Source organism: Delftia sp. K82 (assembly GCF_002193035.1).
GTDB classification, from domain to species: domain Bacteria; phylum Pseudomonadota; class Gammaproteobacteria; order Burkholderiales; family Burkholderiaceae_C; genus Comamonas; species Comamonas acidovorans.
This window is the reverse complement of the sequence record NZ_MYFL01000001.1, coordinates 2,158,124-2,171,272: the sequence shown is the minus strand read 5'-3', so window position 1 is coordinate 2,171,272 and position 13,149 is coordinate 2,158,124. Positions and strand designations below refer to the sequence as shown.

The window sequence follows — 13,149 nt, the reverse complement described above, 5'->3', positions numbered from 1 at the left end:
GAAGGCAATGGAGTCGATGACGCCGATGATGTCGGCAATCTTGCGGCTGGACTCGCTGATGCCGCCCATGGTGTCCACCACGCCCGCCACCACCTTGCCGCCCTGCACCGCAGTCTGCGATGCCGAAGCGGCCAGCTGATTGGCCTGGCGTGCGTTCTCGGCGTTCTGCTTGACCGTGCTGGTCAGCTCCTCCATGGCGGCAGCCGTCTGCTCCAGCGAGCTGGCCTGTTGCTCGGTGCGCGAGGAAAGGTCCTGGTTGCCCGCATCGATCTCGCCCGAAGCCGTGGCGATGCTGTCCGCACCCGAGCGCACCTGCCCCACGACCTGGGCCAGGTTGTCGTTCATCTGGCGCAGCGCCTGCAGCAACTGGCCGGTTTCGTCGCGCGAATCAACGGTGATGCGGCTGGTCAGGTCGTTGTTGGCCACGGTGCGCGCCACGCGCAGGGCTTCGGCCAGCGGCCTGGTGATGCCGCGCGTGATCCACCAGGCGGCCAGCGCGCCCAGCACAAAGGCCAGCGAGACCACCGTGATGATGGCGGCTCGGCTGGCCGAGAAACGCACCAGCACATCGGCGGCGGAGCTGTCGATGGCGGCGCGCTGCATGTCCAGCAGGCGCTGCACGATCTCTATATAGCGCTGCGTGGCGGGCTGGTACTCCTGGGTGAACAGGCGCTCGGCATCTTCTGCACGGCCTTCGGCCTTGGCCTTGGTCACCACGTCGCGGCCCGCCAGGTAGCCGGCGCGCGCCTTCTTGATCTCGACCCAGATGTCCTTTTCTTCCTGCGTCTGCAGCAGCGGCTCGATGCGGTCCTGCAGCTTGCTCGACTGGCGCGAGGACTCGGCCGCGTCTTCGGCAAAGAAGGTGGCCAGCGAAGGATCGCTGCTCTTGGCAATGGCCGTGGTCCGGCGCGAGCCCGAATGGATGTTGCGGAACCAGTCGCTGATCATCCGCTCCTTGGCCAGGGCCACCTCGGTGATTTCCGTGGTCGCACGGGCCATGTGCCCCATGCTGACGATGCTGGTGACACTGATCAACAGCATGATCAGCAAAAGAATGGTGAAGCCGCCTCCGAGACGGAGGCCGATGCGCAGGTTTTTCATGTTTTCCGGGAGCAGGATGCAGGGCGGGGATGGTGCTGAAATCAGTTCTTGAGGTAGGCGTCCAGCACCATGCGGTTCCAGTTGGCCGAACCGACCAGGGAATCGCCCAGCTTCTCGGCCGTGGCAACCACCGCACTTTGCTGCTGCTGCAGCGTCTTGACCCGGTCGCCCAGACTGGCCATGGACGAGCTGAGGCGGCTGCCCGTGGACAGCGCAGAGTTGGCGCTGCTCTCCACCGCCTTGCCAATGCCGGCCAGGGCCGAGGTCACGCCGGCGGCATCGGCGACCATGGATTTTTCCAGGGCCTTGGCATCCACCGCCAGCGTGCCGTCCTGGCGCTGGACGATGCCGAGCTTGCCCAGGCTGGGCGCGGTCGCGCTGCCCGTGACACTCATGATGGCCGAGCGCAACTCGCGCAGGGCGCGGGTGGCACCCACATCGGTGGAAGAACCGGCCGCCGCGCTCACGCTGCCCTTGGCAACGCTGGAGTTATAGCGCGCCACCAGCTTTTCCAGCGCGCCTTGCACCGACTGGGTGGTGCTGGTGGCCGAGAGCGCGGCCACATCCTTGCCCGCCGAGGCCAGGTCCACCAGGGATGACTTGAACTGCCCCAACGCCGACAGCGAAGTCGATCCCGCCTGGGCCTGGGCCGCAATGCGCTCGTGCGCCTTGGTCAGCGACGGTGCCAGCTTGCGCACCTTTTCCGCTTCGGTGGTCTCCGTCTTGGTGCTGTTGCTGTCCGTCTTGGTGGCGCTGGTCTCCGCAGCGCTCTTCTTGCCGGCCGAATCCGAAGCCGCCTGCGTCGTGCTGCTGTTGAGCTTGGATTGGGCGCGGGCCAGCAGGCTTTGCACGTTCAGGTTGTCGGTTCTGATGCTCATGTTCTCTTCCCTGTGAGTTGGCAGATGGCGCGGGCGCGAGGCCCGTCCACGGTTTGGCAGGAAGACTACCGGGACGCCGCCGCAGCGATGCGGGGAAAAGCAGGCCCCTTGCCCACGACTTGCAGGCTTTGCTGCGCCGGAACGAATGTCCGCCGCCTTCCCGCAGCGGCCCGGCCATGAAAAAGGGCCTCCGAAGAGGCCCTCCAGCAACACATTGCGGCCCTCAGGCCATCTGCGTCAGGGCGCCATAGCGCTCGCGCGCCGTTTGCAGCATGTAGAACGTGATGCGCTTGACCTCGGCCCGGCTGTCGGCGATGTGCTCCCTCAGGCAGGACTGGGCCCGCGCCGCATCGCCAGCCTCGATGGCCGCGAGGATGGCGGCATGGTCGTCATAGGTTGCCGAGACGCGCGGCAGCTTGATGACATCCAGGCGCCGGATGATGCGGATGCGTTCGGTGATGTCCAGGTGGATGCGCGCCATCTCCTGGTTGCCGGTCGCGGCCACCAGGCCGGTATGGAAGGCCTCGTCCAGCGAGGCCACCACGGCGGGGTCGGTCTCGCGCTGCTCCTCGGGCACGCACCAGACTTCGCGCAACGGCTGCAATGACTTCAGCGATTCGCCCACCAGGCTGGCCACGGCGCTGGTCTCCATCAGGGTTCGCACCTCATAGAGATCCTCGAAGTACTTGAAGTCGAAGGCCTTGATCTGCCACCCGCTCTTGAAATGCACATCGACATAGCCATCGCGCTGCAACCAGAACAGCGCCTGGCGCACAGGCGTGCGGCTGACCTGCATGCGCGTGGCGATTTCGCCCTCGCTGAAGCGGTCGCCGGGCAGCAGGCGGAAGTCGAAGATGTCGTTCTTCAGGCAAGCGTAGATCTGCGCGGCCAGCGAGTGCGCGCTGCTTGCAGGCCCCTGGCGCGTCTCGCACACGGGCGGGGAGGCAACCGCGATGCTCATGCGACTGCCATGCCGGTTGGAGAACACCGCCCCTGCCGCTGGCGACAGCCAAGGCCAGCCAGGACCCGGCTCAAGGCGGTGGAAAAGAGCGAAGCCGTGCCTTCGGCACCGTGCAGATTTGCGGCCGGTGACAGGGTATACGCCGATTGCTGCTGCAATCTCTCTGACGGATTTGCACGCCGGCAATGGGCAATGGTCCATTCACGCATTTAGTACTCTTTCTTGTACACAAGTTGGCAGTGGAATCTATTAAAGAAACGAATTGCGTTTTAATAATTGGACCGGCAAAAATATTCTCGACAACGTCCGATGTTCGTGTATGCTCCGCCACTCGCCGCAGTACGGGCCAAACGCACCACAACGGTTCGCAGGCCCCGGCACCAGGCATTCAATGTGCCTGATCAATAGACACAGGAACCCACGCGCGGTAATCCTGCGCATATCCACGGCAATCCATTTTTATCAGAAATTTTCTGCACATTGATAGTGCAGCGAGCAAGTCGATTCCCCATGCCCGCGGCCATGGGTTTTTGTGTTTGTCAAAGATTGACAAGCCTAACGACATTCAGCTTTTGACAGGAATGGAAAGCTGGCCCACGTCAAAAAAATGACACAAAAACCAGCCAGGCTCGCGGTTACCCACGCGGCCTCAAGGCACGTCTCTCCGATATTCCCCCAACAGCCTGATTTCGGCTTTCCATACTGAAAAGCCTCCATCGATAGATGGAGGCCATATTCCCGCACGTCCACGGCAACACCCGCGCCAGACGAGTCCGACGCGGGTTGCCGCAGCAGCACAGCTGCGGGAGGAAGCTCAGGCTTCGCGGTTTTCCTTGATGTTGAAGCCCATCTGGCTCTCGGCGCCCTTGCCGCCCTGGTTTGTCTGTTCCCAGTACTGGGTCTTGACCTTGGCAGCCTGGAACGAGTAGTTCACGGTCACGGTGTCAGAGGAGTTGGCGCCGCTGACGGTCACGTTCGTCACCATGACGTCGGTCAGGGTGATCTTGGTGAACTCGATCTGCGAGCCGCCGGCCTTGCACAGCGAGATGTCGACCTGGCCCAGGTGCTTGCCCGTGGCGCAGTGCTTGAGCACGGCGGGGTAGCACTTGTCCACCTTGGCGATGACGTTCAGGTCATGGAAGCTCACCTTGCCGGCGCCGGCACCACCGCCGCTGGACATGGTGTTGGGCTGGGTAGCACCCCAGGTGAAGGAGTCGATGTCGGTCCAGCCCTTGTGGTTGGAATCCTGGGACTCGCCACTGGCGCCCTCGACCTTCATGAACATATCAACGGACATTGCACACCTCTCGAACTAATGGATTAAACGTTCGCATGCAACCCAATAGCCTGATTGCATCGGATAGTTCACACGCGAACAAAGGGGAAACCACTCTCGGGTAGAGCGCACGAAACCGATTCACTTAACACGTGATTCAGATCAGTGCGGCGCATACCCTGGATGGTCAAGGAATGTATTGACAATCGCCTGCAATCCTCACTGTCGTGAACCGCCCTCCTTTGTTGGAGCCGCGATGATAGTGGATAAGGCCGGCAAAATACAAACAATTGAGCAGACTGAATTGTTACGGCGGATACATCTGAAAAAAAATGTATCCACCTCATATCCATTCGATTCGTGTCATGGCTTTTTGCGGAACTCAAGCTACACTCACGCCGCATTCGGAGTCCGATTGAAATACGATCTTGTATTCATGACGAATCCATGACGCTCGTCTTTGGCCCCTGGCTTCAGACAATAGGCTGATTGAGGAAAACCAACGGTTTACAGAGACAGATTGCCGGTGTGATGCCGGCTTTCTCCTTGTCCAATGGCCTCGAACAGGTTCGGCACCCTGGCTGCGCGACAGACATCGCCCGCCAGGGTGTGAAACAACATCTTGGGTGGGATTGCATGGATAGCGAAGCAGCATGTTCGACCAACTGCCTTCCGGCAGGTGTCCAGATTGGCGAATACCGCGTGCTCGATGTCATCGGCGAAGGCGGTTTCGGCATCGTCTACAAGGCCCGTGACCTCTCGCTGGACCGCGAGGTCGCGATCAAGGAGTACATGCCTTCGGCCCTGGCCGGGCGGCAAAGCTCCCATCAGGTGCATGTGCGCTCGCAGCACCGTGGCGCGTTCGACGCCGGGCTGCGCAGCTTCATCAACGAGGCCCGCCTGCTGGCGCGCTTCTCGCACCCCACCCTGGTGCATGTCTACCGATTCTTCGAAGCTGGCGGCACAGCCTACATGGTGATGCGCCACTACGAGGGCCAGACGCTGGGCCGCGTGCTGCAGGCATCGTCGGGCCGCATCGACCAGGCCCAGCTCAGCACCCTGCTGGCCCCGCTGCTCGATGTGCTCGAGGTCCTGCATGCACAGGACTGCTTCCACCGAGATATCGCGCCGGACAACATCTTCGTGCAGCGTGATGGCAGCCCCGTGCTGCTGGATTTCGGCGCCGCGCGCCGCATCATCGGCGACATGACCCAGGCGCTGACCATGGTGCTCAAGCCCGGTTTTGCACCCATCGAGCAGTACGTGGACGACGGCGCAATGCCCCAGGGCGCGTGGACGGACATCTACCAGGTCGGCGCCCTCATTCACCAGGCCGCCACGGGCCGCACTCCTGCCACCTCGGTGGCGCGCATGGTCACGGACCCCATGCAGCCGCTGACTTCCGAGCAGGTTCCCGGCTACTCCGACGCCTTCCTGCAGGGCATGCAAAAAGCCCTGGCCGTGCGCCCGCAGGACCGGCCTCAGTCGATTGCCGAACTGCGCAGCCTGCTGGGCCTGTCTGCCGAAAACCGGGCGGCGCCTGCGCCTGTGGAGCTCAGCCCGAGCCCCATCTACATCCCTATCACGACGCCTGCGGCCGTTCAGGCCGCCATGGCCAGTGAGGCGACATCCGCGCAGGCACCCCGGTTCCTGCCGATCACGGAAACCTACGTTCCCGCACCCACCCCACAGGTTGCGCCCGTGGCGACGGTCATGCCGGTGGCACCTGTGCTGCCTGTGCCGCCTGTTGCAACGGTTCCACCCGTGACCCCGGCATCACCGGCCCCCAGCACACCTGCTGCCATGGCCACGCCTCAGATGGCACCCCCATCTGCGCCCCAGGCCTCTGCAGCCGACCCGATGGGCCTGGGCAACGGGCCGTTCATCGACATCGACCAGGCACTGCCAGGCATGCCGGCGCCTCAGGCTACGGTTCAGGCTCCGGTCCCGGCTTCACCACCTGCACCCGTTCCCGAGCAGCCCGCCGCAGCGCCGGCCGTCCAGGCCAAGCCTCCGGCTGCCCGGCCTCCAGTTGCGGGTACCCAGGCTGCGCCCAAGGCCAGGCGCAGCAGCATGGCCGTACCGTTGGCCATCGGCGCCCTGGTGCTGGCTGCCATCGCGGGCGGCGGCGTGCTGTGGTACGACCATTCCCAGGACCAGGCACGCGCCAAGACCCTGGCAGCACGCGACAGCCTGGCCTGGCAGCAGGCGCAAAGCCAGTCCAGCCTGGCCCGCCTGCAGGACTACCTGGACAGCTTCCCCGAAGGACAGCACCGCACCGAGGCCCAGGCGCTGCTCAAGCAATTGCTCAACGAGGCCTCGCTGGCCTCCACGGAGCAGGTGCAGCCGATGACCTCGCCCGAGCAGCAGGCCGCGTTGCCCGAGATTGCCCCGTCGCAGCCCGAGCAGAACACGCCCGTCGTCCCCGTCACGGTGGCCACCGGGTCCGAGCCGTTGCCCACCGAGCCGTCCAAGACCGAAGCCCGCCCCGTCAAGCCCGCGGCGGCCACGGGCAAGGTGGTGTTCCGGGTCGTGCCCTGGGGCTATGTCTCCGTGAACCGCGCCCCGGCACGGACCAGCCCGCCGCTGACCCAGATGGAGCTTCCAGAGGGCGAGTACCGCATCGACATCAGCAACCCGGGTGCGGCCTCCACGGTGACCAAGACCATCACGGTCACCAAGGGCGAGTCGGTGACCGTGAACCATCTTTTCGAATGAGCGCGGCCCATGGCTCGACTGATGAACCACCGCTGGCGATGGATGCTGTGCACTGCAGTGCTCGGCCTGCCCTGCCTGGCGCATTCCCAGGCGGCATGCGAAGAGGCAGCGCCGGCCCAAACCGGCTCGGCAGGACGCCCGCAGCTGGCGCAGGGCATTGCGCTGTTCGAGGCGCGCGACTTGGCCCAGGCCGAGCGTGCGCTGCAGGCTGCGCTGTTTGGCGGGCTGGCCGATCCCATGGAGCGGGCCTCCGCCCACAAGTACCTGGCCTACACCTATTGCACGCACAAGGAATGGGCGCGCTGCGAGGCGGCCTTCGACTCCGCGTTCTCCGCACACCCGGGCTTTGCACTGCAAGCCTACGAAACCACGGGTACGCCGTGGCGGGACGCCTACAGCCGCGCCCAGGACCGGTGGATCCAGCGCTGCCCTTCAGCGCAGCGGCTGCGCACGGCGCCTGCGGCACCCACGGCCGGTGGCTTTGCACTGAACAGCCGCGTGATCACCTCGATCACCGCCCTGATACCCGGCCTTGCTCCAGCACGCTCCACCGCGCTGGCCGCACGGTCTGAGACGCCACGGACAGATCACAACCTGCGCCTGAGGGTCAGCCCCTGGGCGAATGTGCTGATCAACGGCAAGCCGTCCGGCGTCACCCCTCCCGTCGTGCTGCTCAAGCTGGCGCCAGGCTCCCACACGGTGGAGCTGCGCAATCCCGGCTTCGAGAGCTATCGGCAGGTGATTCGCATCACCGACGGCCAGTCGGTGACCCTTTCCCATGACTTTGATGCCCGCTGACCATGTCCATGACCCTGAATATTCCTCACTCCATCCAGCGCCTGACCCTTGCCCTGGCCGTTGCCTTCGGCCTGGCCGCGTGTGAAACCGCGCCCAAGCCCGTGGAGCCCGAGCCGGCCCCGACCGTGGTCCAGCCTCCGGAGCCCGTCAAGCCCGTGGACCCCGTGGTGATCAAGGAGCAGGAGCTGGTCGAAGCCATCCAGCTCTATGTGGACGGCCGCTATGAGGACGCCATCACGGCGCTGACGCCCCTGTCCACCGCGCAGGAACTGCCCATGAGCAGCCAGGTCAAGGCGCTGAAGTACATCGCCTTCAGCCACTGCGTGGAAGGCCGCCGCAAGCCCTGCCGCCAGCACTTCGACATGGCCCTGGCCCTGGACCCCACCTTCCAGCTGACCGAGGCCGAAAAGGGCCATCCCATCTGGGGCCGGGAGTTCAACAACGCCCGTGCCGCGCTGCGCAACAAGCGCCCTGCGCCCGCGCGCAAAGCCTCCTGAGGCATCCCGACGCTTCCTGAAAACTGCCTAGCCTAAGACTCCATGGACAAAATCGAACTCAGGGTCGTGGACCACGATGGCGTTCCGGTCGATCGCCACTGGCATGCCGTATTCGGCATGGCCGGCGGCACGATCGGACGCAGTGGCCAGAACAAGCTCATCATCTCGGACCCGGACGCTTCCGTCGCGCGCGTGCACGCCATGGTCAGGCTGGATTCCGAGGGAGCCTTTGTTGCGAACCTGAGCGAGCGTGATCCCATCTGGGTGGCAGAGCAGCCCGTGCGTTCGGGCCAGGAAGTGGGCCTGCCCCTGGGCGCACGCATCCGTATCGGCGCCTACACCCTGGCCGCCGTGGCGCCGGGTACGCCTTTCGAGGCACCGCCTTCGGCTGCAATGCAAAACGCGCAAGCCACACAAGCCGCGCAAGAGACGCAGGCAGCGGCCCCAGCGGCCCCCCCCGCCACAGCCGCCCCGCAGCCCCAGATCGTCCCGCCTCCCGTCGCCGCCCAGCCCCCGCTGCCGGAAGCAGCGCCGCCGGCAGAGGCAGCGCCGCTGGCAGACGTATTGCCTGCCGCCGCCCCCGGCATCGCCGATCCCTGGGAAGGCCTGACGGCACTGAGCCTGGATGCCATCCAGACCCCTGCCGTGCCTTCGATCGAGAGCGCCATCCCGCCCGAGCAGGCTGCACTGGCCATGCCGCAGCCCGCCAAGCCGCAGCATCGCCCCCTGCTGATCCCCAATGATTTCGACCCCTTTGCTCCGCCGCCCCAGCAGGCTCGGCAGCAGGAGGAAGGCTGGGCCGGCCTGCCATCGCAAGGCACGGGCGATCTGATACAGCAGCGCCATGACGGCATGGTCCACACCCTGCCGCTCAAGGGCCTGAGCACCGAGGCCTTGCATGATGCCTCCCATACCGGCCTGCCTTCGTGCTTCGAGCAATCCCAAAAGCTCGACCCGCTTGCGCTGTTCGACCAGGGCGGCCTGCCCCCCGATGCGCAGCCGCTGCAGCAGGCCTCGGGCCGGGGCTCCGAACTGGGCCAGGCCTTCAATCTGCCGCGCATGCAGTCGCATGCACAGCCCGCAGAGCCGGTGCCACCGCAGGAGGCGGCAGCACCGGCCCAGCACGCACTCCCGCCCGTGATCGATACCGTGATTCCTGCAGTGCAGGAGCAGCTTCCTGTACAGGTAGAGGCACGGGCACAGGTACAGACGCAGGTACAGACGCAGGCACAGGACATTCCGGTTGCTGCGCCTGCCCCGGCGCCCGTGCCCCAGATCCCCGCCGAGCCGGCCGCGCTGGACGGTCTGCTGCCCACCAATGGACTGGATCTGGACCTCTTCAAGTCCGGTCTTGCCCATGTTGCGCCCGTCGCCAGGGCTGCCGTTGCCGCTGCCTCGGCCCCCCTCCTTGACACAGGCATCAACGTCAATATCCCCGCGGCCTCCAGCATCCTCGGCCAGGGCGACGCCGCCATCCCCATCGGCGCCCTGCCCTCCACCGCCGCGCCTGTCGATATTCCCGTGCAGCCCCAACCGGCCGCCCACGCCGATCTGCAGGCACTGGCCGCCGCCTTCATGGAGGGCGCAGGCCTGAACCCGGCCAAGACCCATTTCGAGGTCACACCGGAATTCATGCGCACTTTCGGCGAAGCCCTGCGCATTGCGGTGCAGGGAACCATCGACCTGCTGGCCGCGCGCTCCGAGATCAAGCGCGAGTTCCGCGCCGGCGTGACCATCATTGCCACGGGGGCCAACAACCCGCTCAAGTTCCTGCCCAATTCCGAGGGCGTGCTCATGCAGATGGTCCACCAGACCTTCCCGGGTTTCATGAAGCCGCTGCCCGCCATGCAGGACGCCTTCCAGGACCTGCATGTGCACCAGCTGGCCCTGATGGCCGGCATCCGCGCCGCCTATGCCGAGGCCCTGACCCGGTTCGATCCGACCGAGCTGGAGCGCCGAACAGAAACCAACCCCGGCCTGCTGGACAAGCTGCTGACCAATGGCCGCAAGGCCGCGCTGTGGGACGACTACAAGCACAACTTCGACGTGCTGCGCCGCCATGCCGAGGACGACCTGATGGCCTTCTCGGGCCGCACCTTCGTCGAGGCCTACGAAAACGCCGAGCAGTCCGTGAAAGGCCAGCCGTGATCGCCTACCTCGACGGAGCCGGCCACCGCTACAGCATCCAGGTGGCCAGCGCCTCCCACAGCGGCAGGCGTTCCAGCAACGAAGACGCCATGGGCCTGATGGACCTGGGCGCCGGCGGCCTGTGCTGCACGCTGGCCGACGGTGCAGGCGGGCATGGGCATGGCGAACTCGCCGCTCAGCTCACCGTGCAGGCCGTGGTGGATGGCTTCCGGCAGAACCCGCTGTTCGCCCCCGCCAGCCTGGCCTCCCTGATTTCCCAGGCGGAGCACCGCGTCAGCGGCCAGCAGTCCACCTCGGTCTCGCGCATGCACATGAGCGCCACCGTGGTGGTGCTGTGCATCGATCCCGAGCAGGGCCGGGCCCTGTGGGCGCACTGGGGCGACTCGCGCCTGTACTGGTTCCGCGCGGGCCGCATGCACCTGCGCACCGAAGACCACAGCCTGGTCCAGCAGCTGCTGCACGCCGGCCTGTACGAGGAGAACGACCCGCGCCGCCTGCCCAACCGCAACGTGCTGGCCGGCGCCATTGGCGCCGAGGGCCAGGTGCCGCCCAGCATCCGCGCCGACGCCGTGGCCCTGGAGGCCGGCGATGTCTTCCTGCTGTGCTCGGACGGCCTGTGGGAAGGCATGCACGAGTCGGAAATGGAGCAGTTGCTGGCCGCCAGCCAGCGCCCCGACGAATGGATACAGCGCATGGTCGGCCGCGTCGTATCCAGCGGCAATCCGCACCAGGACAACCTCAGCGCGCTGACGGTGTGGATCTGCCCGCGTGAAACCAATGACTGACATCGAGACAGGAGAAGCCATGTGGAGATCAGAGGAACCGCAGGGATCGCAGAGGCGCCGGCAGGCGCTGCAAACGCTGGGCGCCTTGGGCCTGGGCACGGCCGTGGTGACCGGCCTGGCCGGCTGCGGCTCCCTCAACCCCCTGAGCCGCGCGCCCGAAGTGGCACCCACAGCCGTGCCCACCGCCATATTCGAAGTGGTGGCGGACATGGACATCAACCCGGACCGTGAAGGCATTCCCAAGCCCGTGCTTCTGCGCATCTACGAGCTGCGCGCCTCCGCCGCCTTCGACCGCGCCGGCTTCTTCGACCTGCAGGACAAGGACGACGGCCAGCTGGGCAGCGACTTCGTGCGGCGCGAGGAATTCCTGGTCGCGCCCGGCCAGCGCCAGGTCATAGAGCGCAAGGGCAACCCCGATGTGCGTGCCTTCGGCCTGTTCGCCGCCTACCGCGATCTGGAGCGCAGCACCTGGCGCGCCTCGGCCGTCGCGCCCAACTCCGTGGAGCTGCGCCGGCGCTGGTGGGGCATGGGCTCCACCGAAAAGCTGCAGCCCGTGCGCTACCAGGTGCACCTGACCCGCGAAGAGGTCACCGTCCGCATCCAACCCGCATCCCAATAAACGCACATCTATCCACCATGGTCTGGCAACGCAAAGTCATCTGGGCCGAGGGCATGTTCCTTCGGCCCCAGCACTTCCAGCAGCAGGAGCGCTTCCTGTTCCGGCAACTGCAGTCACGCAGCCTGCCGGGGCAGCCCTTTTTCTGGGGCTTCTCGGAACTGGAGCTGGACACCGATCTGCTGCGCATGGGCAAGCTGGGAATCCGTTCGGCCCACGGCGTGCTGCCCGACGGCACGCCGTTCCAGCTACCGGGCGACGACGAGGCGCCCACCCCGCTGGACATCGGCAAGGACTTCAAGGACGTGGTGGTCCACCTGGCGCTGCCGCTGCGCCGCTTCTCGGGCAGCGAAGTGACCTTTGGCGAAGGCTCCCAGAGCCCTGCGCGCTATCTCAGCGACGTGACCGAAGTGGCGGACAGCAACGACGTGGGTGCCCAGCCCGCCGAGGTGCAGCTGGGCCGGCTGCGCCTGAGCCTGCGCCCCGCCCACGAGCTGACCGAAGGCTGGGTCAGCCTGCCTGTGGCCCATGTGGTGGAGCGCCAGGCCAGCGGCGGCGTGCTGCTGGAGCCCGGCTTCATCCCCACCGTGGTCAACAACGGGCCCAGCTCGGTGCTCAACACCTTCTGCAAGGAAATCCACGGCCTGCTGCGCCAGCGCGGCGAAGTGCTGGCCCAGCGCATGATCCAGCCCGAGCGCGGCGGCATCGGCGAGGTCGGCGACTTCCTGCTGCTGCAGCTCATCAACCACTGGACGGGCGCGGCCCAGCACTGGGTGCGCACCGCCAGCATCCACCCCGAGCGCCTGTTCGAGGAACTGCTGCGCCTGGCCGCAGAGCTGACCACCTTCGACCACGAGCGCCGCCGCCCCGAGGTGCTGCCCGCCTACGACCATGACGACCTGCGGCGCAGCTTCCCGCCGCTGATGCTGGAGCTGCGGCGCAGCCTGTCCTCGGTGCTGGAGCAAAACGCCATCCAGATCCCGCTGCACGACCGCCAGTACGGCGTGCGCGTGGCGCTGATCCCGTCCACCGAACTGCTCACCACCTGCGACTTCGTGCTGGCCGCCCATGCCCAGACCACGCCGGAATTCCTGCGCACCCACTTCCCCACCCAGACCAAGCTGGGCCCCGTGGAGCGCATACGCGACCTGGTGAACCTGCACCTGCCCGGCGTCACGCTGCGGCCCCTGCCCATTGCCCCGCGCGAGATTCCCTACCACGCGGGCTACAACTATTTCGAGGTGGACACCACGCACGATCTGTGGAACCAGCTGCAAAGCTCCGGCGGCCTTGCCATGCACGTCTCCGGCGAATTCCCCGACCTGCAACTGGAGTTCTGGGCCATCCGCCGCTGACGGCGCGACGCATCTT

General features: G+C 66.0%; 11 protein-coding genes. 7 read left to right on the top strand and 4 right to left on the bottom strand.

Annotated elements, in window-relative coordinates:
• From KDK82_RS09625 to KDK82_RS09610, 4 genes are all read right to left on the bottom strand, one after another.
• Positions 1 to 1,101: MCP four helix bundle domain-containing protein (locus tag KDK82_RS09625; RefSeq protein ID WP_143343475.1), on the bottom strand; the 1,101-nt coding region annotated here is incomplete at its 3' end.
• A gap of 41 nt (positions 1,102 to 1,142) precedes the next feature.
• Positions 1,143 to 1,979 carry a flagellar filament capping protein FliD gene (gene fliD, locus KDK82_RS09620; RefSeq protein ID WP_088164710.1) on the bottom strand — a complete coding sequence of 279 codons (837 nt, stop codon included), beginning with the start codon at positions 1,977 to 1,979 and terminating at the stop codon, positions 1,143 to 1,145.
• A 223-nt stretch (positions 1,980 to 2,202) separates the two neighbouring features.
• Positions 2,203 to 2,940 (bottom strand): GntR family transcriptional regulator, encoded by a 738-nt coding sequence (locus KDK82_RS09615; RefSeq protein ID WP_013802371.1) that lies wholly within the window; start codon positions 2,938 to 2,940, stop codon positions 2,203 to 2,205.
• An 814-nt stretch (positions 2,941 to 3,754) separates the two neighbouring features.
• On the bottom strand, positions 3,755 to 4,237 hold the full coding sequence (locus KDK82_RS09610) for a type VI secretion system tube protein Hcp (RefSeq protein WP_013802370.1): 483 nt from the start codon (positions 4,235 to 4,237) through the stop codon (positions 3,755 to 3,757).
• A 615-nt stretch (positions 4,238 to 4,852) separates the two neighbouring features.
• On the opposite strand from KDK82_RS09610, the gene KDK82_RS09605 reads away from it, so the two are divergent.
• The 7 genes from KDK82_RS09605 to tssK are packed head-to-tail and all read left to right on the top strand — an operon-like array spanning position 4,853 to position 13,133.
• Complete coding sequence (locus tag KDK82_RS09605) at positions 4,853 to 6,934, top strand: serine/threonine-protein kinase (protein WP_088164709.1); 2,082 nt, start codon at positions 4,853 to 4,855, stop codon at positions 6,932 to 6,934.
• Between the two features lie 9 nt (positions 6,935 to 6,943).
• Complete coding sequence (locus KDK82_RS09600) at positions 6,944 to 7,732, top strand: PEGA domain-containing protein (protein ID WP_088164708.1); 789 nt, start codon at positions 6,944 to 6,946, stop codon at positions 7,730 to 7,732.
• A gap of 8 nt (positions 7,733 to 7,740) precedes the next feature.
• Positions 7,741 to 8,229 (top strand): TssQ family T6SS-associated lipoprotein, encoded by a 489-nt coding sequence (locus KDK82_RS09595; RefSeq protein WP_224986306.1) that lies wholly within the window; start codon positions 7,741 to 7,743, stop codon positions 8,227 to 8,229.
• Positions 8,230 to 8,271: 42 nt separating this feature from the next.
• Positions 8,272 to 10,377: a type VI secretion system-associated FHA domain protein TagH gene (tagH, locus tag KDK82_RS09590; RefSeq protein ID WP_088164707.1), complete on the top strand. Its 2,106-nt coding sequence runs from the start codon at positions 8,272 to 8,274 to the stop codon at positions 10,375 to 10,377.
• Entirely contained in the window at positions 10,374 to 11,162 is a 789-nt protein-coding gene (locus KDK82_RS09585) for a PP2C family serine/threonine-protein phosphatase (protein WP_034393863.1), read from the top strand. The genes tagH and KDK82_RS09585 overlap by 4 nt, the downstream gene beginning before the upstream one ends.
• A 19-nt stretch (positions 11,163 to 11,181) precedes the next feature.
• Positions 11,182 to 11,781 carry a type VI secretion system lipoprotein TssJ gene (tssJ, locus tag KDK82_RS09580; protein WP_088164706.1) on the top strand — a complete coding sequence of 200 codons (600 nt, stop codon included), beginning with the start codon at positions 11,182 to 11,184 and terminating at the stop codon, positions 11,779 to 11,781.
• Positions 11,782 to 11,798: 17 nt separating this feature from the next.
• Entirely contained in the window at positions 11,799 to 13,133 is a 1,335-nt protein-coding gene (gene tssK / locus KDK82_RS09575; RefSeq protein WP_012205669.1) for a type VI secretion system baseplate subunit TssK, read from the top strand.
• Positions 13,134 to 13,149: the final 16 nt, after the last annotated feature.